Raw genomic sequence first — 19,940 nt, forward strand, 5'->3', positions numbered from 1 at the left:
GGTAGCCTCCCTCCATGGTTTGAACGAGATTAATCTAGTGCTTTTATCGTATGTCTCAAGTATAGGCCTGTCAATTGATGTCGACATAATGTTAAGCTCTTGTAATGCGGCTGTAATGAAGTAACTTTTCTTTACGATTAAGGCTCTTGTGAGGTATACTGAATGATAATCAGTTTCATTGTACGGAACAGAGTTTTGGGAAAGATGAGGAGGTTGCGCTGAATGGAAGAAGGGAAATCAACGGTTCGCGCAGTGGAACGTGCGCTTGATATATTGCTTTGTTTTACATCCGGAACAGATCTTGCTATGACCGAAATAGCGGAGAGGACGGGTCTGCATAAAAGCACGGTTCATCGCATGCTTGCCACTCTTGAGGACCGTGGCTTCATTGAGCGTGATCAGGGAACAGACCGTTATCATCTGGGGATGCGAGTATGGGAGCTGTCTGCGCATTTGTCTAGAACAGATGACCAAGCCGTCATCTGGCAGCCGGAGATGGAGAGGCTTCGTGATCTTCTGGGCGAGACGGTAAGCATCTATGTGCGAGATGGGTTCGAACGGATTCGTATTCAGGCCGTACAGAGCAATCAGCCCGTTCGACGGGTGGCTCCGGTTGGAGTAAGACTGCCTCTATACGCGGGAGCTTCGAGTAAAGTGCTTATTGCGTATGCTGGACGCCAAGTGCAAGAAGAAATATTCGGTGATCCATCATGGCTGTTCGTAGTTGATCTGGACCAATATAAGCAGCAGCTGGACGAGGTTGTGCAATTAGGCTATGCAACTAGCTTCGAGGAGCGTGAGCCGGGGGCGGCAGCACTATCAGCGCCAATCTTCAACCGAGAGGGCAAGCTCGCAGCGGCATTATCTGTATCAGGTCCTGCAAGCCGGCTAACGATGGACATTATGCGGGAGTATTCGCCGGTACTCATCCAATCTGCCAAGCGAATGGGAACGATGAGTAAGTAGCTCGTGTTCAACAGTTCAACAGCATATATACGCTATACGAAAAATCCCCCTAATGGATCGAGGAGACTCCGTTAGGGGGATTTTTCGTATTGTCATTTAATTACTATTCATCATGGACCGCAATACGGTCTGGAGTATTCCTCCGTTACGATAATAATCGACATCAACAAGAGAGTCGAGCCGCACGATCACTTTGAATTCGAATTGGCTGCCATCCTCACGTACAGCGTTAACAGTAACCAGCTGACCAGGGCGGATGTCGCTCGACAAGCCAGTAATATCGAAGGTTTCACGCCCTGTAATGCCGAGAGTCTTCCAGCTCTGGCCCTCTTGGAATTGCAGCGGCAGCACCCCCATGCCAACTAGGTTAGAACGATGGATACGCTCGAAGCTCTCGGTAATGACCGCTTTGACCCCGAGCAGATAGGTGCCTTTGGCCGCCCAGTCACGAGAGCTCCCGGTGCCGTATTCCTTGCCGGCGATGACGACCAGATTCTTGCCAGCTGCCTGATATTTCATAGAGGCGTCATAGATGGACATGACCTCATCTGTCGGCAGATAAGTGGTGACACCGCCTTCGGTTCCGGGGGCAACCTGATTGCGGATTCGGATATTGGCGAAGGTACCCCGCATCATGACCTCATGGTTGCCGCGGCGTGAGCCATAGGAGTTGAAGTCCTCTCTGGGCACGCCATGCTTAATCAAATATTCACCGCCTGGGCTATCGGGCTTAATATTGCCCGCTGGTGAGATGTGGTCGGTCGTGACGGAATCGCCCAGCAGCGCAAGAACGCTGGCAGAAGGAATATCTGCAATGTCGGTGAGCGCGGTATCAATATGCTCGAAGAAGGGCGGATTCTGAATATAGGTCGAATCTGCATCCCATTCATAGCTCTCGCCTTCGGGTACGGAGATCGCATTCCAGCGTTCATTTTGTGTGAATACATGCTCATATTTATCCCGGAACATCTGTGGATGAAGCGCAAGCTCAGTTGCTTCTTGAATCTCTTGCGCAGTCGGCCAGATATCCCTTAAGTAGACGGGCTGCTTCTCTTGGTCATAGCCAATCGGATCATTCACCAGATCAATGTCTACCGTTCCGGCAATCGCATAGGCGACTACAAGAGGCGGAGATGCAAGATAATTCGTTTTGACCAGCGCATGGACACGTCCCTCGAAGTTGCGGTTACCAGATAGCACAGCCGCCACGGTCATATCATTATTCAGTACCGCTTCAGTTACTTCTGGGGGCAAGGGTCCGGAATTGCCAATGCACGTGGCACAGCCATACCCGGCAAGGTAGAAGCCTAGCTGCTCCAGAGGCTTCATTAGGCCTGCTTTGGCCAAATAATCAGTCACGACGAGAGAGCCCGGGGTTAGAGAGGTCTTCACATAGGCGGGTCTGGTTAATCCGCGCAGTACAGCTTTCTTCGCAACAATGCCAGCGCCGAGCATAACACTGGGGTTAGAGGTGTTCGTGCAGCTCGTAATGGCGGCGATGACGACAGCTCCGGTCGTCAGCCTGCTCTCTTCACCGTTGGTATGTGTGATTGCAACCGACTGCTCGATCTGCTCTTCCGTCAGTCCATAGCCGCCTTTCTCGATAGGCGTCCTGATAATGCTGTTGAAAGATTCTTTCATAGCGGTCAGCTCTACGCGATCCTGAGGACGCTTCGGTCCAGCGAGCGATGGAACAATCAACGATAAGTCCAGCTCTATGGAATCTGTAAAGCTAGGGCTAGGCGTATCGTCCGTTCGGAACATACCTTGAGCTTTGTAATAAGCTTCGACAAGCTCGATCTGCTCCTCTGAGCGGCCGGTTGAGCGCAGGAAGCGAAGCGCCTCCTCATCGACGGGGAAGAAGCCGATCGTTGCGCCATATTCCGGTGCCATATTGGCGACCGTTGCGCGGTCCGGCAAGCTGATGTTCGAGAGGCCAGGGCCATAAAATTCAACGAATTTGCCGACGACCCCTTTTTTACGCAAAATTTGTGTTACCGTCAGAGCCAAGTCTGTTGCAGTAGCCCCTTCTGGCAGGCTCCCGGTAAGCTTGAAGCCAATCACCTCAGGGGTAACGAAATAGAGCGGCTGTCCGAGCATGCCGGCCTCCGCCTCAATGCCTCCGACGCCCCAGCCGACAATACCAAGGCCATTAATCATCGTGGTATGGGAATCGGTGCCTACTAGGGAGTCTGGATAGACGATCGTCTCTCCATCGACAGCTTTGGTCGCGGCAACGGAAGCCAAATACTCCAGATTAACCTGATGGACGATACCTGTGCCCGGAGGCACCGCGCGGAAGTTATTGAATGCAGTCTGTGCCCAGCGCAGGAAGCGATACCGTTCTTCATTGCGCTTGAATTCAATCTTCGTGTTATATTCGAGTGCCTCGTCGTTACCGAACGCGTCCACCATAACGGAATGGTCGATGACTAGATCGACTGGGACGAGCGGGTTGATCTGCTTCGGGTCGCCGCCAGCGCGCTTGACTGTATCGCGCATGGCCGCGAGATCGACAACGACAGGAACACCGGTGAAATCCTGCAGTACAATTCGCGCGGGAATGAACGGGATTTCTTTGTCCTCCCGCACAGCGGACCAGTTCGCAAGCTGCCGCACATGATCAGCGGTAATAGCATGCCCGTCGAATTGGCGCACGGCAGCCTCCAGTAGCACTTTAATCGAGAAGGGAAGGCTGGCAATATGCCCGAGTCCCTGCTCCTCCAGCGTGGAGAGCTGGTAATAGACATACGATTGGCCGCCTGCGCTTAGAGCAGCACGAGCCTTATAAGGATCTGATTGTTGAGTGGGCATGATCTGTAATTCCTCCTATGGTGATCGCAAGCTTTCCGATTGTATAACAGTGCCCAAGCCTGTGGCTGAATATTACATGAAATGATTCGACCACTCATATAATGAACCAGCTAATACAGGATCGGGAGGGGTAGCTATGTCTTCTAGAACGGTCAAACAAGGGAAGGGAAGCCGGCCTGGCAAGCGAGCGCGCGAGCCATTGACGAACCATTCAGCTCCGTCTAAGCCTGCAGCCAAAGAAGTGACGTTATCGGTATATAGCGAGCGCCGAGTGTCAACCGAGCAGCCGCACTCCAAGCTGACCTCTTTGCTTCGCTCCTCCGATTATGTGAAACCAAGATCAGATAAGCCAGAGGGATGGAAATCTTCCATTCATCAATACGTAAGTCTATACAATCAGGCTGAGACTGAGCAGCATGCAGCTGCAATAAATAGCTTTGTGACGGACAAAGATCACTGCTACCGTCTCGGATGCCGTCTGGAGAGGCTTCGTCAGCGAGATCTGCTGCGTGGTGTTCTGCCCTCACGCGGGGAGACGAAGGCAGAGCTCGTACGAGTGAACGAGTCCAATGCCGAGGTGTCGGTATTGATCAAGCTTCATATTAAAAGACAGATGGATCAGGCTGGGCTTCACTACATCGAAGAGAGAGCAGAATATGAGCGGCTTTGGCTTGGGCAATCCTCTGGCTTCTGGCAAATTGTCCGAATCGAGCCGGTCATTGCGGAACGAAGGCCACGCTACGGGTTATCTGAGTACTCGGGTGAAGCAGAGGAAGAGCAAGAGGCCCGCCAGTGGGATAGTACGCCTATTCGCTCCATGCCTTACTTAAATTATGACCTATTCCCGCAATTCAAACACCGGATGGCAGCTATTCCTTACAGGAGAGAGTTGGCAGCTGCTTATGCGGATCTCTATTGGAATCAGCCGAACCCCGCTTATGAAGAATTCGAGGTAAATTGCACGAACTACATCTCCCAGGCGCTCTTTGCAGGCAATGCTCCGATGAACTATACTGGTAAAAGAGGATCGGGCTGGTGGTACAAGGGCCGTAACAAAGGCAGCGAATGGTGGAGCTACAGCTGGGCTGTCTCTAATGCGCTGACGAATTATTTATCAGGACACCGGAGCAGTGGTCTTCGTGCGACTGTCTTGGAGTCGGCTGAGGAGCTGCAGCTCGGTGATGTGATTACGTATGATTGGAACGGTGACAATCGATTTCAGCATAGCACGATCGTAACGGCATTCGATGCCGCGGGGATGCCTCTCGTCAATGCGAATACGGTGCCTAGCAGACACCGCTACTGGGATTATAGGGATTCCTATGCTTGGACGGAACAGACCAGGTATCGTTTTTTTCATATTGAGGACTTCTTATAAATTCATCATGACTTGGGGGATAAGCGATGGGGACGAAACTGCATGTAGGGCTTATATATGGCGGCAAATCGGGAGAGCATGATGTATCCCTTCAGACTGCCTTTGCGGTAGCGGGAGAATTCGATTACAGTAAGTATGAAATTACGCCCTTCTATATAACGAAGCTTGGTGAGTGGAGACTTGGCGATAAGCTTGCGAGCAAGCCGCTCAGTGTGGATGAGCTTCGTATTCCAGCAGCAGATGGTTCAGATCAAGGAGCAGCGGTATTCCCGCTTGCCCCGCTATTCGAGCGCCTGAATCCGGGAAGCGCTGGTGATGGCCGCCAGCCGCTTGATGTCGTATTCCCACTGCTGCACGGTACTTTCGGAGAGGATGGCACCATTCAAGGCTTGTTCGAGATCGCGAATATTCCTTATGTGGGGGCTGGAGTACTCGCTTCGGCTGTTGGCATGGACAAGATTATGATGAAAAAAGTGTTCGCACAGGAAGGCCTGCCGCAATGTGTCTTCCGCTATTTCAATCGTAAGCAGTGGGAGAAGGATGCCTCCTTCTTCATTATGGAATGCGAGGTCTCGCTCGGGTATCCTTGCTTCATTAAACCAGCAAATCTGGGATCAAGCGTAGGCATTTCCAAGGCGAAGAACCGGGAAGAGCTTATAGCTGCTGTAGACTATGCTTTTCGCTATGACCGTAAGGTTATTGTGGAGGAGTTCGTCGATGCAAGAGAGATCGAGGTCAGCGTCCTAGGCAACGATGAGCCTAAGGCATCTGTTCCAGGTGAAATCGCACCGTCCAATGAGTTCTACGACTACAAGGCCAAATATGTGGATGGGAAGTCCACTATGCAGATTCCAGCCAATCTGCCAGGCACATTGGCTGAGATGGTAAGGGAAATGGCTGTAAGAGCCTTCATGTCTATCGATGGCTCGGGGCTGTCGCGAGTCGATTTCTTCCTTCGCAAATCAGACAATCAGTTATTCATTAATGAGGTTAACACTTTACCTGGCTTCACGCCATTCAGCATGTATCCCCTCATGTGGAAGGAAACAGGACTTCCATATCGGGAGCTGCTCGACAAGCTGATTGAGCTGGCGCTCAAACGATATGCTGACAAGCAGAGCATTGATTATGGGGGCAGCGGCATTTGAGGATAGCTGGCTGTAACTCTAGTCTAGGAGAGGAGGTATACATCGATGGGTTTTGCAACCGAATTTAATTCTGTATGTAAATTCAAGTCTGAGCAGGAGCTCTATGAATTGTTGGAATACGGCCGGGGTAAAATGGTGAAGAGCGGATTTCGCGTCTTCCCAACCGGTCAAAAGGTAATTGCCTATACACCTAACAATCAGGCAATTGCGATCGTGCGAATTCTCGCTTCTATTGCTGAAATTAATTTTCAAGGCGAAGAAGTAACAGAAGTGGAGATGGAGCTTGTGAGAAAATTAACAGATGAAGAAGCGAAGGTACAGACAGCTCTTGCTGATGAAATGTTCTTCGGGGAGCGTGCTTAGAAGATGCTGGTCCGGTTCGGCTTCGTAGCCATGAGCTTGCTTCTAGAGAACGCCTCGCCGTCCCGGACGATGACCTTCGCGAATTTCTCCAAGCTGCTGGACCGCGAGGCAGCCATACGGAAGCTGGAGCGTATCGCAGAGGAGAATCTTCATAGTACCTTGCGTATTATGAAGCATGCCGTCGCGCATGATATTAAGCTGTATCGTCTCTCATCGAAGCTGATTCCATTAGCTACACATGCGAATTTGGCAGAGTGGGACCCGTATCCTGCGTTAGCCTCATCCTTCAGGAGCTTGGGTGAATATGTGCAAAAAACAGGAATCCGTGTGTCGTTCCATCCGGATCACTTCTGCGTGTTCAGTACCCCTCGTCCTGAGGTGCTGGAGAGCTCGAAACGGGATCTGGATTACCACATTGACATGCTTGAAGCGATGGGTTTGCCTGAGACCGTGAAATGCAATATACATATCGGAGGCGCATATGGCGATAAGATAACCTCCGCCGAGCGCTTTATTACACAGTTCGGAGGGCTGTCCTCTCGTTACAAGCACCGCATCACGCTGGAGAATGATGATAAAACCTTCACTGCCCGCGAGACGCTTGACGTCGCAGAAGCAGTAGGCGTGCCTATGGTGCTGGATATTCACCATCATGCGGTCAATGATGGCGGTGACACATCCATGGACGAGCTGTGCGGCGGTCTATGGCCGCGTATTCTACGTACATGGACTACAGAAGAACAGCGCCTAGGCGTCGAGCTTCCGCCCAAGATTCATGCGTCCAGCCCTAAGAGTGAAGCTGACCCTAGAGGCCACGCTGATTATGTTGAAGCGGCGACGCTTGTCCACTTCCTGAAGCGGATTGCACAGACGACCCCTCGCATTGACTGTATGCTTGAAGCAAAGAGCAAGGATGCTGCACTGCTTAAGCTGATGGAGGACTTGAAGGTGCTGGAAGCAGCAGGGAAAGGCGTAAGAGTTATCGATGAGGGCAGCGTGGAGATCATTCCATAGAGCAACACCGTCAAGGGCTGACCTTGGCGGTGTTGCTCTATGGGAGCACAGCCGTGCTCAGCAGCCAGACAGATTCATAACATAAGAAACAGAAATGGAGTGCAGCTAACGATGGTGTTGGAGTGGATACTTCTTGTCCTGCTCGGTATGATTGCTTCGATATTCGGAAGTATCGTTGGCCTAGGGGGCGGCATTATTATCGTTCCTATGCTTATGCTGCTGGGGCCTCAGCTTACAGGAGGGGTCATCGACCATGCCACTGCAGTAGGAACCTCTTTAACCATGCTAATTGTGACGGCTCTTGCATCCACGATGAGCTATGCTAAAAAAGGGATTGTTGATTTCAAGAGCGCGTGGCTGTTCTTCATCACCAGCGGGCCAGCAGCCCTAATCGGCTCCGCCTTGACTGGGAAGTTTCAGGGAGGGGCATTCTCCTTGTCCTTCGGTATTTTTATGCTGCTGATGGCTGCCTTATTAATCGCTCGTGATTATATGAAACCGATTACGAGGGAATGGCCGATTAAGCGCTCTATAACAGATGCCTCTGGGCAAACGCATACCTACGGATATGCAATGGTGCCGGCGCTTGCCATTGGGTTCGGAGTAGGCCTAATATCCGGATTGTTCGGCATCGGAGGAGGCTCTCTGTTCGTGCCGCTGATGGTGCTGCTATTCCGTTTCCCTCCCCATACGGCAACAGCAACGTCTATGTTCGTGATATTCCTGTCTTCTATACTGGGAAGCGGGATGCACGCATTCTTGGGTGAGACGAATTTCTGGCTTGTGCTCGCACTTGTGCCAGGGGCATGGGTTGGCGGGAAGCTTGGAGCTAGAATTGCGAGTAGAATGAGCGGCAAAGGACTAATGTGGCTGCTCCGCATTACACTACTGGTGCTGGCCTGCCAGCTAATCATTCAAGGCATCACAGAGTTGTAATCGAACGCAAGATATGCGAAACTTACAGCTTATGTTAACGTATACTAATCAATCATATTTTATTTAACGCCTTACTATTACATTATAACAAAGAGAGTAGAGTGATGGACCGTGAGTAATCAGCAGAACGATTCCGTCGTAGGCGGTAAGAGCTTTACAGCCGTTGCGATAAACTGCGCGGCCAAAGCCGGAGAATGGATCAAGACCAAGCTCGGGAATTATGAGCAGCTTGATCTGAAATATTCATCTCATGATCTAGTAACTGAAGTCGACAAAGGATCAGAGATACTAATTAAACGATTGCTCCAGACCCATTTCCCCGATCATTCCTTCTTAGGTGAAGAAGGGGTTGAGCCGGGGCCGGAAGCATCGGCGCGTGCCCTTGCTGAGATGCGTGAAGAGGAATATTTGTGGATCGTTGATCCGATTGACGGTACGACGAATTTCGTCCACGGGTTCCCTTTCTTCGTTGTTTCGATTGCGCTGGCTTATCGAGGTGAGGTTATTGTAGGTGTTGTCTATGATCCGATGAAGGATGAGCTGTTCCTTGCTGAGAAAGGGAAGGGCGCTTATGTGCATGGCAAGCGAATGGGGGTATCTGGTGAGGATACGCTGGCAGCCAGTCTGATTGCAACCGGGTTCCCAGCCGATCATCATTATGCGCTGCCGCTCAATATGAAGGGGCTGCAGGCAGTTGCGCCGCAGGTACGCAACATTCGCTCAAGCGGCTCAGCAGCGCTGCATCTGGCTTATGTGGCAGCAGGCAGGCTTACAGGCTTCTGGGAAATTGGACTTAGCAGCTGGGATCTGGCGGCAGGTGTACTGCTTGTTCAAGAGTCAGGCGGTACGGTTACCGATACGCTAGGCAATCCATATGATCTAGGCGTACGCCATGTCGTGGCATCTAATGGAAAGATTCATGAGTCGCTTATTGAAGCGCTTACAGCAGCTGACGCTGTGAAATAGCTGAACTGAATGCAGTAAACAGGGCTGTTCCTGAGGTTATGTATAACCTCTTGGGACAGCCCTGTTTGCTATTGTAAGGGCAGGATCAGAGAGAGCGTAACACCTCTGATCCTGCCCTTATATGGATGGCCTACAGCTTAAGCTTAGAGAAGGCTGTCTCCGCTGCAGCTATTGTGGCTTGAACATCAGCCTCTGTATGCGCGGTTGTCAGGAACCACGCCTCGTATTTGGAAGGAGCGAGGCAGACGCCCTGCTCCAGCATGAGCTTGAAGAATCGACCGAACAGCTCGCCGTCCGTATCCTGTGCCTGATCGTAGTTCGTGATCGGGTGATCGCAGAAATGAGCGGAGAAGGCGCCGCGGATACGGTTGATGGTCAGTGCAATGCCGTGGCGGTCAGCTGCTGCCTGAATACCGTCGGCCAGCACAGCTGCCAAAGCATCCATACGGTCGTAGACGCCTGGTGCTTGCAGAACCTCCAGACAGGCGATACCCGCTGAGATCGAAGCAGGGTTGCCTGCCATCGTTCCTGCTTGATAAGTAGGACCGAGAGGAGCTACCTGCTCCATGATCTGCTTGCGGCCGCCATAAGCACCAATAGGCAAGCCTCCGCCGATGACTTTGCCAAGGGCGGTCAGATCAGGTTCAATTGCTGAATGATCCGGGAACGCTGAGAAGGTCTGGGCTGAACCGTAATGGAAGCGGAAGGCGGTAATCACTTCATCATAAATAACGAGTGCGCCTGCAGCGCGGGTTAATTCGCATAACCCTTCAAGGAAGCCCGGCTCTGGCATAACCATGCCGAAGTTGCCGACAATAGGCTCAACCATGACAGCTGCTGTCTCATGCCCCCAGCGCTCCAAGGCAGCCTTAAGCGCTTCAAGGTCATTGAATGGCACCGTAATGATCTCATGTGCGATACTGGTCGGAATACCAGCGCTGTCGGGTATGCCAAGCGTGGAGGGTCCTGAGCCTGCAGCTACAAGGACAAGATCGGAATGGCCATGGTAGCAGCCAGCGAACTTGATGATTTTGCTTCGTTTCGTGAAGGCACGAGCGACGCGAATGGTCGTCATTACCGCTTCTGTGCCTGAATTGACGAAGCGAACTTTGTCCATGGAGGGAATGGCCTCCTTCAGCATGCGAGCCAGCTGGATCTCGAGCTCTGTCGGCGTTCCGTACAGCGTACCGTTCTGTACAGCGCGTATGATTGCTTCCGTCACATGGGGGTGAGCATGTCCTGTAATGATAGGGCCGTAAGCGGCGAGATAATCGATGTAGCGGTTATCATCCACATCATAGAAATAAGCGCCTTCTGCGCGTTTCATGAAGACGGGCGCGCCTCCTCCGACAGCCTTGAATGAACGGGAGGGACTGTTAACGCCCCCAACAATATGCTCCAGCGCTTGTTCATAGAGCTCTTCTGAGCGTGTACGATTAATAGACATGTGTATTCCTCCTAAACGTATTCTGAATTCATGGGATGAGCGATAGGAATGGCATAACTTGTGAACGAGCTGTATGGTTTGGCAGGCGAGCGCCAAAGCGGCTTCATTCCGCGAAGGGAATGAAGCCGCTGACGTCTAGCTCATTTATTATTCTACAGCGCTGTTAGAGTTAGTAGAGGTGCTGCCTTCTGCATCAGGAGAAGTGGAAGGCTCAGGAATGGTATCATCACTAGCCAGGAATTCCTGAACGAATTCGAGCAGTGCATCCTGATCTCTGACAGCCAGAACAGAAGCACCGCCAACATTCTCATCCGCGATCATATCCATTGGCGGAACCTGCTGCGTTCCTGCTACGTGGCTCTCAACACCAAGCTGGCCGAGCTTGAGCATGTCGCTGACGGTCAGATTCATCTCGATATAAGGCGAGACGCTTTCGAGTATATCTTTCATTTTCACAATATTCCATGTAGACTGTAGTTCTTTGGCAACCGCCATCAGGAAGTTGCGCTGACGCTCGGTTCTTGTGAAGTCGCTCATTGCGTCATGACGGAAGCGCACATATTGCAGTGCCTTGTCTCCGTCAAGCAGCTGGTAGCCCTGCTTCAAGTCGATATCATACAGGTTGCCGTCTGCATTGTCTGTATAGTGCATGTCCTTCTCAACATCGAAGTAAATGCCGCCGATCGTATCAATGAGGGATTTGAATCCTTCGAAGTCGGTATACACATAATATTGAATGTCTAATCCGAGAAGATCGCCAACGGTATTCATAGCTAGCGATGGTCCGCCTAACGTAATAGCTGTGTTGATTCTGCCTCGTCCGTGGCCTTCGATATCTACATAAGTGTCACGAAGGACGGAGAACAAATGAGCCTTCTTCGTCACAGGATCGAATGAAGCGACTAACAAAGAGTCTGAACGCGGTACTTGATTCTTCTCTAGTCCACGAGCATCTCCGCCAAGCAATAGAATGTTTACTCGCTCTGTACCTTCCCATTTCGGAACTTCAACAGTCTGTTCATCGAACTGTCCGAACCGGGAATCTTCACCAGGCTTGCTGAAGTTGTCCAGCGCCTTATATACACCGACTCCCCAATATGCCGCTGCGGCAATTCCAATACCGAGCAGCACGAGGAAGCTGATGAGTACCCATTTCCATGGTTTCTTTTTTTGTTTCGGCTGTTTGCGCATTTTGATAAAAGTGCTCCTTTCAGCTACTACACCCTATATGATGGTTTTCCCTTGGCAAGCGGTTTTAACCGTGCCGTTTACGCACAACAATAACTATTGTAATATTACATATCATAAAATTATAAAGCGGAACATCATCTGGAAGCAAGTTTTATCGCATTAGCTGTAAAAATCTCACAATTTCCCGGGAAATGTCGACCGTCCGAACGGAGAGGGGTTAATCAAGTTTATGTTAGCTATTGAAGTAAAGGAGCTGCGCAAGCAGTTCAGAGTACAGAAAAACCGAGAAGGCTTATCTGGCGCGCTAAAGGATTTGTTCAAAAGGGAATATACGGAAGTAAGAGCAGTGAAGGATATCTCATTCCAAATTCCACAAGGGGAAATCTGCGGCTATATCGGTGAGAATGGTGCAGGCAAATCGACTACGATCAAGATGCTTACAGGCATCCTAGTGCCGACTTCGGGTTATTTGAAGGTGAATGGCTATATTCCGTATAAAGATCGCGAGAAATTCGTCGGCAACATCGGTGTCGTATTCGGCCAGCGCTCGCAGCTCTGGTGGGATATTGGTGTCATTGAATCGTTCCAGCTGCTGCGCAAAGTCTACAAGGTATCGGAGCAGGACTTCCGCAAGCGTCTTAACAATCTAGTAGAACGACTCGACCTCGGTGATCTCCTTAATCGCCCTGTACGTAAGCTGAGTCTAGGTCAGCGCATGCGCTGTGAATTAGTAGCATCGCTGCTGCACAATCCGGCCATTCTGTTTCTGGACGAGCCGACGATCGGACTGGATATCGTGGTGAAGACGGAGATCCGTGAATTCCTGAAGGAATTGAATAAAGAAGAGGGAACGACAATTCTGCTGACCACCCATGATCTGCAGGACATTGAAGCGCTCTGCTCCCGCGTTATTATGCTTGATGACGGACGGATTATCTATGACGGGGGACTAGAGGATCTGAAGAATCGCTGGAGCAAGGGACGCGAGGTGCATTTTGAATTCAGCAAGCATACGCCGATTGCCAAGCTGCAGTATTTGACCGATGGTCTGGGTGTCACTTGGAAGCCAGACAGCGATCTAAGCGCAACGATGTGGCTGCCTCATTCTATCAACGTATCGGATGCGCTGGGCCTTGTTGTGAGCGGTACGGAGATTCGCGATATCAAAATATCCGAGACGAACACGGATGAAATCGTTCGCGAAATATACAGATCGGGCTCTGCGACAGCGAATGCGGCAGCAACACTTGGCTCAGAGCCAGACAAGGAAGCAGGAGCTGAAGCGGAGAGCACGGCCAAAGAGCTTGAGGAGAAATCCGTACGATGATGAGCGCTTATATTGATTTTATTCGCATTCGTTTTCTAACGATGCTCGCTTACCGCGTTAATTACTATAGCGGCATCATTATTTATGCCATTAATATCGGAGCCTATTATTATCTCTGGAAAGCCATATATGGCTCGCAAGAGACACTGCAGGGCTTCACTCTCGCCCAAATGACGACGTATGTAGCGGTGTCGTGGATGGCGCGGGCTTTTTACTTCAATAACCTGGATCGTGAGATCGCTAATGACATTAGAGATGGCAGCATTGCGATGCAGCTGATTCGGCCGTATTCGTATCTGCTCGTGAAGATGATGCAGGGCTTCGGGGAAGGCTTGTTCCGCATGCTGCTATTCATGGTGCCGGGGATGGTTATTGTATGCCTCATCTTCCCAGTGACGCTGCCTACAGACCCAGCCACTTGGGGCATATATCTGGTCATGCTGCTCTTCAGCTTCCTTATTAATTCACAGATCAACATTCTGACGGGCCTATTCGCGTTCTTCGTGGAAAATAATGAGGGCATGATGCGGATGAAACGGGTAGTCGTCGATCTGTTCTCCGGTGTGCTCATCCCTGTCGCGTTCTTCCCTGGGTGGCTGGAGGCTACGATGCAGTGGCTGCCTTTTCAAGCGATTACGTATTTGCCGAGCGCTGTATTCACGGGACGCACGCCGCTGAATGAAGCGTTCGGGCTGATGGGACTGCAAGTGCTGTGGTTCGTGCTGCTGCTCGTCCCAATCTGGTTCACATGGCGGGCTGCGCGCAAGCGTCTGTTCGTGCAAGGAGGTTAAGGCTATGAACTATGCCATCTTATTCTGGGAATACATCAAAAATTATGCAAAGACACGCTTAACCTACCGTGCGGATTTCTGGATCGAGGTATTATCCGATATGATGTTCCAGGGGATGAACCTGATCTTCATCCTCGTCGTCTTCCAGCATACACCGACTCTTGGCGGCTGGTCGGAGGCTGAGGTGGTGTTCGTCTACGGCTTCTTCATGATTCCGTACGGCATATTCAGCACATTCTTCAACGTGTGGAATTTCAGTGAGCGTTATATTGTCAAAGGGGAAATGGACCGTATACTGACGCGCCCTGCCCATAATTTATTCCAGGTGCTGCTTGAGAACGTTGATCCGCCGTCTCTGTTCGGCTCTGTCATCGGCGCTGTGATCATGGCTCTATGCTGGGGCGATCTGGGCCTCGCATTCCATTGGTATGATCCGCTGCTGCTTATCCTATTCGTTCTTGGAGCGGTATTCGTCTATGCAGGCATCTACACGGCGCTATCAGCTATATCGTTCTACTCGGACGCTCCGACAGGCATCGTACCACTTATGTACAATATTCAGAACTACGGCCGATATCCCGTGAACATCTACAATAAAGTCATCCGGTTCATGCTGACCTGGCTGCTGCCGTTCGCCTTCGTAGGCGTCATTCCGGCTTCTTACTTCCTCGAAGAGAAGGCTGACGACTTGTCCAAGCTGGCGCTGCTGACACCTGTTGTAGGGGCGGTCTTCTTCCTCTTAGGACTGCTGCTGTGGAACAATGGCGTGAAGCGTTATCGAGGGGCAGGCTCGTAAGGACGAGACTTTATGGAGAGACAAGGAAGGAGATTGACAGATGACATCGATTGAATTAGGACAGCAAGCGCCAGACTTTACGCTAGAGGCATCGAATGGTGAGCAAGTGAGCCTTAGTGATTTCCGCGGCAAGAAGGTCGTTATTTATTTCTACCCGAAGGACAGCACTCCGGCATGTACGGAGCAAGCTTGCAGCTTCCGTGACGCTTATCCCGCGATGATGGATCGCAATACAGTTGTGCTGGGCATTAGCCCGGATGAGATGAAGGCCCACCATAGATTCATTAGCAAGCAGGAGCTGCCTTTCTTGCTGCTGTCGGATACCGACCATGCCGTCAGCGAGCTGTTCGGCGTGTGGCAGCTTAAGAAGCTGTATGGCAAAGAATACATGGGGATCGTACGCTCGACCTTCCTCATTGATGAATCCGGTAAGCTTGTGCGCGAATGGCGCAAGATAAGGGTGAAAGGGCATGTGGAGCAGGTGCTGGCAGCTGTACAGGAGCTTGCTTAGCCCTACATCGCATATAGAAAGGAAGGCTGTTCTCGGTCATGGATCGGGTGGACAGCCTTCTTTTTTTGTGGAAGAGTGCAACTGCCTTCGCGGTTTGACCGTCTAATAAACGATCCTTTACAATTAAAGGAAAGGCGAGGAGGAGGTACGGGGCAATGGGGAAATTGACGTTAAGAAATGAAAGGCACAGCGGCTTGTTCAGCCGGCTTGCCCTAACATGGCTTGCGGTTATGATAGCGGTCACTGCCGTATACGGCTCAAGCGCGGTATCCGCTGCAGCTCAGAGCAGCAGTACGGGAGCGACGATTGTTAAGGTGGACGGCGAGCAGGTTAAGAGCTGGAGCAGAGAGCCTTTTATCGAGAAAGGGACGACGTTCGTACCGCTTCGTGAGGCAGGCAATGCTCTGGGAGGAGCGGTTAGCTGGAATCAACAGAGTCAGACCGCAACTATTCGATTGAATGACGACATCATTACCCACCATGCGGGCACGGCAACGATGTTAATCAACGGACTTATTCTTGATATGCCTGCCGCATCCCAGACGGTGAAAGGCTCATTAATGATTCCGCTGCGTTCAATGGCCGTATCACTCAGAGCCTCGATAGCGGTTGCTCGCATATCTGGTATTACGAACATCGACATAGTTACTGACCAAGCTACATATGTGTCCAAAGCACTGACGAGCGTTGATGAATATTTGCTCAGTCAAGCTTATTCCGGTATCGCGCTTGTTGCGAAGGATGGTATGGTCGAGCTGCGCAAAGGCTATGGCCTATCTAGCGGCGGCAAGCTTACTGTACCTGAGGATAAGAGCAGAATCGCTTCCGTTACGAAGACATTCACAGCTGCAGCTATCATGAAGCTGGTAGAGCAGGGGAAAGCGAAGCTGGATGATCCTATATCTGCTTATGTATCGGGCATCCCGCGGGGAGAGGACATAACGCTGCATTTGCTGCTGTCTCACACGTCGGGACTTCCTTCTGAGTTCACTAGAAGAGATGGCTTGACGCTTGAGCAGACCATTGCGGAGATTCGGACGAAGAAGCTGGATTTTGAACCAGGAACGGCTTACAAATATAGCAATAACGGCTATGTGCTGCTGGCCTATGTTATCGGGAAGCTGTCGGGGATGAGCTATGGCGACTATATCCAGAAGACGATATTCGATCCCGCTGGCATGATCAATTCCGGGACAGCTACAACGGCTACGCCTACGATTCAAGGCTATTTGCCCAAAAACGGACAATGGGTTGAAGCGCCTTATTACGCCTCACAGTCGGGTACAGGCACGCTCTATTCCACCGTTGATGATCTATTGAAATGGGATCGCCTGCTCGTATCCGGCGAGCTGCTGAAGGATGCTGCGCTTGAGAAGATGTACCAGTCATATTCAGACAGAAATTATGGCTACGGGTGGATGGTGAAGCAATCCGCTGAAGGAAAGACCGTCTTCCATAACGGAAGCGGCAGCGGCTACTCGTCGGGCATTTCCCGTAATCTGGGCAATGGCATTGTCGTTATTCTGTTAAGCAATCATGCGGGGATCGATTCCATTGCTATGCTGAATAAGATGCAATCGCTTGCCGCAGAGGCTCTGAAGGAATAGAGGATAGGCTATAAATAGATTGTAGAAAAGACTCTCGCGCTTGCGGGAGTCTTTTTTGTCATTTGCTAGATTGACGGCTCATATAATCTACTAGAACGAATTCGAAGGTAGAGAAGGGTGGAAGTGTCGATGCGGCTAATGATGCAGACGGCGTTATGTGCATGCTTGTTATGGGTAGGTACGGTTGCAATAGGAGGGCTTACCGTCTATAAGGGAGAGTCGGGGCTTGAACAGGATAATCTGTTCGCCTTACAGACCGTACAAGCTGAGCAAGGAGAGCCAGACATGAAGGATATCGCGGAGGAATCTTCTTTTTATCAAGCACAGCCTTTGCTGGCGGAGCCAGTCTCCTATACAGCGAATCAAGATATAAGCAGTGAATCGCAAGCGGAGAAGAAGGGCAGCAAGGATGCAGGTACTTCTGCTGCAGCTGCTGATAGGGAGAGTAAGGAAGGTAAGGCTGGACAAGCAGAGGGGCCAGTTGTTTATCTGACCTTCGATGATGGGCCAAGTGTACATACGAAGGAAGTGCTCGCTATTCTGAAAGAAGCCGACGCAGCAGGAACGTTCTTCGTCTTGGGAGAGCATGTGGAGCAGCATCCTGCTATTGCGAGGCAGATTGTTGAAGAAGGACATGCACTCGGCAATCATACTTACAATCATGTGTACGCAGAGCTCTACGGCAGCTTCGGGGAGTTCGCGAAGCAAATTATCGAGACGGATGAAGCCATCTATAAGGCGACGGGGATAAGGACGAATCTCGTTCGCGCGCCAGGAGGCACCTATAGCAATTTTGATCAGGGCTACTTCGATGCGCTCGCAGCGGCAGGATATATTGTGCATGACTGGAATGTGGATAGCGGAGATTCGAAGCGCAGGAACGTGCCGGCTTCTGAGATTGTATCGACAGTTAAGAGCTCCAAGCTGGCTGATAAGGTTGTCGTATTGATGCATGACAGCGGCGGACACGCGGAGACGGTCAAAGCCCTGCCAGCTATTATTTCCTATTATAAGAGCAAAGGATATTCTTTTGAGGCGCTGACCGATGAGGTAGAGCCGATTTATTTTCAGACGGCGAAGAAGCTGAAATGGGATAGGGCGAAGGTGACGGGAAGCGAGAAAGAGATGATTACGCATTATACACAGCAGCGAGGACAGGGTGAGCCCGCGATCGTGAAGCAGAAGCTGAAGCAGACAGACCTGATTGTCCACATCGGGGAGAGTAAGCTGGTGTTCACCTCAGAGGAATATAGTGTTCAGAACGGTGTTGCTTCTGTGTCATTGCGCAAGCTGACTGAGGGAATCGGCGGGCATGTCGACTTCGATAGCAAGAGCGGAGTCGTTGAGGCGGATGTAGACGGCAATAAGCTGTTCTGGAGGTCTGGTGAAGCGGGTAATAGCGGGGCGGGAACGCCTAGTCAGGTCATGGTGTCGATCCGCCAGACGCTTACGCAATTCGGGATGAGAATAACGGATCATGTGATGACAGCCAGCCAGCGCGAGATATGGGTTAATTAAGTAGAGGCTGAGAGGGAAATAGATACAGCAAGAGCGCGGGGATATTGGATTCTAGCAGGTCTAAAGAGAGGAGAAGCTGGCGACACTGGAAGATAGAGAGGTTTATCTTATTTTCCAGGAGGATGATGTCGCGATGATTGTGCCTAAGTTCGCAGAAACGGCTAAGCAGGAAGCGCGGAGCTGGCCTGAACAGCCACAGGTGCTGCTGCACCGTCTTATTCATAGAGTAGAGAGTGTATTGCTAGGCAAGAGAGAAGCGGTTATGCAGACGATGACGGCGCTGTTGGCAGGCGGACATGTGCTGCTGGAGGATGTTCCGGGCGTTGGCAAAACAATGCTGGCCCATGCATGCGCACGCGCGATAGGCGGTGAGTTCAAGCGCATCCAGTTCACCTCGGATATGCTGCCAGCTGATGTGGTTGGCGGTGCCGTATGGGATAGCCGGAGCGGAGAGCTTGTGTATCGGCCGGGACCGATCATGGCGAATATCGTGCTTGCAGATGAAATTAATCGGACATCTCCGAGAACGCAATCAGCGCTGCTGGAGGCGATGGAGGAACGGCGGATTAGCATAGAAGGCGAGACGAGGAAGCTGCCGGAGCCGTTCATGCTTATCGCGACGCAGAATCCGCTGGGGTGCGAGGGGACTCACACGCTGCCAGAGGCTCAGCTCGATCGGTTCATGATGCGAATCTCGATCGGATATCCTGGCCAGCAGGATGAGATTCGGATGCTGGAGCAGTATGCTTCTGGACAACGGATGGAGCCGCAGCAGCTTCGCCCCGTTATGATGGCAGAGGAATGGATCGCTATGCAGCGGGAAGCGGTGCAGGCACATGTTCATCCGGGGCTACTTGAATTTATCGTGAAGATAGCGGATGCGTCGCGCCGCTCGCCTGACCTTGCGCTGGGACTCAGCCCGCGTGCAGGCAGGGACTGGCTGCGTGCAGCACAGGCATGGGCCTATATCGAAGGAAGACGCTATGTGCTGCCGGATGATCTGCTTGCGACAGCCGTTCCCGTACTGGCTCATCGATTGAGCGTCTATTCGGGTATGTCCACAGCGGGGGACAAGGATGCAGCCGAGCTGCTCATGCGGATCGTTAGAGCAACACCGCTGCCAGCTTCAGTCGCTTCGAGCTCCTCAGCCGGGAGGCTCAGATGAGA

The 19,940-nt window shown here is 51.4% G+C and carries 17 protein-coding genes; 14 read left to right on the forward strand and 3 right to left on the reverse strand.

Going from position 1 to position 19,940, the window contains the following annotated elements; all coding sequences use genetic code 11:
- The first annotated feature begins 222 nt into the window (after window positions 1-222).
- Window positions 223-966 (forward strand): IclR family transcriptional regulator, encoded by a 744-nt coding sequence (locus AC6ESP_RS15700; protein WP_497097664.1) that lies wholly within the window; start codon window positions 223-225, stop codon window positions 964-966.
- Between the two features lie 96 nt (window positions 967-1,062).
- Here AC6ESP_RS15700 and acnA read toward each other — a convergent pair whose 3' ends face one another.
- Entirely contained in the window at window positions 1,063-3,780 is a 2,718-nt protein-coding gene (gene acnA / locus AC6ESP_RS15705; RefSeq protein ID WP_497097665.1) for an aconitate hydratase AcnA, read from the reverse strand.
- A gap of 136 nt (window positions 3,781-3,916) precedes the next feature.
- On the opposite strand from acnA, the gene AC6ESP_RS15710 reads away from it, so the two are divergent.
- The 6 genes from AC6ESP_RS15710 (at window position 3,917) to AC6ESP_RS15735 (ending at window position 9,585) form a co-directional block, all read left to right on the forward strand.
- Window positions 3,917-5,158: an amidase domain-containing protein gene (locus tag AC6ESP_RS15710; protein WP_497097666.1), complete on the forward strand. Its 1,242-nt coding sequence runs from the start codon at window positions 3,917-3,919 to the stop codon at window positions 5,156-5,158.
- 26 nt (window positions 5,159-5,184) lie between these two features.
- Window positions 5,185-6,306, forward strand: coding sequence for a D-alanine--D-alanine ligase (locus AC6ESP_RS15715; protein WP_497097667.1), 1,122 nt, complete (start codon window positions 5,185-5,187; stop codon window positions 6,304-6,306).
- Window positions 6,307-6,351: 45 nt separating this feature from the next.
- Complete coding sequence (locus AC6ESP_RS15720; protein ID WP_497097668.1) at window positions 6,352-6,669, forward strand: hypothetical protein; 318 nt, start codon at window positions 6,352-6,354, stop codon at window positions 6,667-6,669.
- Window positions 6,670-6,672: 3 nt separating this feature from the next.
- The gene (gene uvsE, locus AC6ESP_RS15725; protein WP_497097669.1) at window positions 6,673-7,683 is read left to right on the forward strand and encodes a UV DNA damage repair endonuclease UvsE; all 1,011 of its coding nucleotides are present in this window, start codon (window positions 6,673-6,675) and stop codon (window positions 7,681-7,683) included.
- Window positions 7,684-7,794: 111 nt separating this feature from the next.
- The gene (locus AC6ESP_RS15730) at window positions 7,795-8,619 is read left to right on the forward strand and encodes a sulfite exporter TauE/SafE family protein (protein WP_497097670.1); all 825 of its coding nucleotides are present in this window, start codon (window positions 7,795-7,797) and stop codon (window positions 8,617-8,619) included.
- A gap of 111 nt (window positions 8,620-8,730) precedes the next feature.
- Window positions 8,731-9,585 (forward strand): inositol monophosphatase family protein, encoded by an 855-nt coding sequence (locus AC6ESP_RS15735; RefSeq protein ID WP_497097671.1) that lies wholly within the window; start codon window positions 8,731-8,733, stop codon window positions 9,583-9,585.
- Between the two features lie 130 nt (window positions 9,586-9,715).
- Here the strand turns inward: AC6ESP_RS15735 and AC6ESP_RS15740 are convergent, their stop codons facing one another.
- Complete coding sequence (locus AC6ESP_RS15740) at window positions 9,716-11,032, reverse strand: glutamate-1-semialdehyde 2,1-aminomutase (protein WP_497097672.1); 1,317 nt, start codon at window positions 11,030-11,032, stop codon at window positions 9,716-9,718.
- A 147-nt stretch (window positions 11,033-11,179) separates the two neighbouring features.
- Window positions 11,180-12,223 carry an LCP family protein gene (locus tag AC6ESP_RS15745; RefSeq protein WP_497097673.1) on the reverse strand — a complete coding sequence of 348 codons (1,044 nt, stop codon included), beginning with the start codon at window positions 12,221-12,223 and terminating at the stop codon, window positions 11,180-11,182.
- A gap of 229 nt (window positions 12,224-12,452) precedes the next feature.
- On the opposite strand from AC6ESP_RS15745, the gene AC6ESP_RS15750 reads away from it, so the two are divergent.
- From AC6ESP_RS15750 to AC6ESP_RS15780, 7 genes are all read left to right on the forward strand, one after another.
- Window positions 12,453-13,550 (forward strand): ABC transporter ATP-binding protein, encoded by a 1,098-nt coding sequence (locus tag AC6ESP_RS15750; protein WP_497097674.1) that lies wholly within the window; start codon window positions 12,453-12,455, stop codon window positions 13,548-13,550.
- Window positions 13,547-14,341: an ABC transporter permease gene (locus AC6ESP_RS15755; protein WP_497097675.1), complete on the forward strand. Its 795-nt coding sequence runs from the start codon at window positions 13,547-13,549 to the stop codon at window positions 14,339-14,341. The genes AC6ESP_RS15750 and AC6ESP_RS15755 overlap by 4 nt, the downstream gene beginning before the upstream one ends.
- A gap of 4 nt (window positions 14,342-14,345) precedes the next feature.
- Window positions 14,346-15,137 (forward strand): ABC transporter permease, encoded by a 792-nt coding sequence (locus AC6ESP_RS15760; protein ID WP_497097676.1) that lies wholly within the window; start codon window positions 14,346-14,348, stop codon window positions 15,135-15,137.
- A gap of 40 nt (window positions 15,138-15,177) precedes the next feature.
- Entirely contained in the window at window positions 15,178-15,648 is a 471-nt protein-coding gene (gene bcp / locus AC6ESP_RS15765; protein ID WP_497097677.1) for a thioredoxin-dependent thiol peroxidase, read from the forward strand.
- A 155-nt stretch (window positions 15,649-15,803) separates the two neighbouring features.
- Window positions 15,804-17,255, forward strand: coding sequence for a serine hydrolase domain-containing protein (locus AC6ESP_RS15770; protein ID WP_497097678.1), 1,452 nt, complete (start codon window positions 15,804-15,806; stop codon window positions 17,253-17,255).
- A 129-nt stretch (window positions 17,256-17,384) separates the two neighbouring features.
- Complete coding sequence (locus AC6ESP_RS15775; protein WP_497097679.1) at window positions 17,385-18,773, forward strand: polysaccharide deacetylase family protein; 1,389 nt, start codon at window positions 17,385-17,387, stop codon at window positions 18,771-18,773.
- Window positions 18,774-18,906: 133 nt separating this feature from the next.
- The gene (locus AC6ESP_RS15780; RefSeq protein ID WP_497097680.1) at window positions 18,907-19,938 is read left to right on the forward strand and encodes an AAA family ATPase; all 1,032 of its coding nucleotides are present in this window, start codon (window positions 18,907-18,909) and stop codon (window positions 19,936-19,938) included.
- The last annotated feature ends 2 nt before the right edge of the window (window positions 19,939-19,940 follow it).

This window comes from Paenibacillus xinjiangensis (genome assembly GCF_059686975.1).

Coding starts and splice junctions, on each gene's coding strand:
- uvsE (WP_497097669.1), top strand. CDS start 6,673: ATGCTGGTCCGGTTCGGCTTCGTAGCCATGAGCTTGCTTCTAGAGAAC.
- AC6ESP_RS15760 (WP_497097676.1), top strand. CDS start 14,346: ATGAACTATGCCATCTTATTCTGGGAATACATCAAAAATTATGCAAAG.
- AC6ESP_RS15775 (WP_497097679.1), top strand. CDS start 17,385: ATGCGGCTAATGATGCAGACGGCGTTATGTGCATGCTTGTTATGGGTA.
- AC6ESP_RS15750 (WP_497097674.1), top strand. CDS start 12,453: ATGTTAGCTATTGAAGTAAAGGAGCTGCGCAAGCAGTTCAGAGTACAG.
- AC6ESP_RS15720 (WP_497097668.1), top strand. CDS start 6,352: ATGGGTTTTGCAACCGAATTTAATTCTGTATGTAAATTCAAGTCTGAG.
- AC6ESP_RS15710 (WP_497097666.1), top strand. CDS start 3,917: ATGTCTTCTAGAACGGTCAAACAAGGGAAGGGAAGCCGGCCTGGCAAG.
- AC6ESP_RS15715 (WP_497097667.1), top strand. CDS start 5,185: ATGGGGACGAAACTGCATGTAGGGCTTATATATGGCGGCAAATCGGGA.
- AC6ESP_RS15730 (WP_497097670.1), top strand. CDS start 7,795: ATGGTGTTGGAGTGGATACTTCTTGTCCTGCTCGGTATGATTGCTTCG.
- AC6ESP_RS15700 (WP_497097664.1), top strand. CDS start 223: ATGGAAGAAGGGAAATCAACGGTTCGCGCAGTGGAACGTGCGCTTGAT.
- bcp (WP_497097677.1), top strand. CDS start 15,178: ATGACATCGATTGAATTAGGACAGCAAGCGCCAGACTTTACGCTAGAG.
- AC6ESP_RS15755 (WP_497097675.1), top strand. CDS start 13,547: ATGATGAGCGCTTATATTGATTTTATTCGCATTCGTTTTCTAACGATG.
- AC6ESP_RS15740 (WP_497097672.1), bottom strand. CDS start 11,032: ATGTCTATTAATCGTACACGCTCAGAAGAGCTCTATGAACAAGCGCTG.
- acnA (WP_497097665.1), bottom strand. CDS start 3,780: ATGCCCACTCAACAATCAGATCCTTATAAGGCTCGTGCTGCTCTAAGC.
- AC6ESP_RS15770 (WP_497097678.1), top strand. CDS start 15,804: ATGGGGAAATTGACGTTAAGAAATGAAAGGCACAGCGGCTTGTTCAGC.
- AC6ESP_RS15780 (WP_497097680.1), top strand. CDS start 18,907: ATGATTGTGCCTAAGTTCGCAGAAACGGCTAAGCAGGAAGCGCGGAGC.
- AC6ESP_RS15745 (WP_497097673.1), bottom strand. CDS start 12,223: ATGCGCAAACAGCCGAAACAAAAAAAGAAACCATGGAAATGGGTACTC.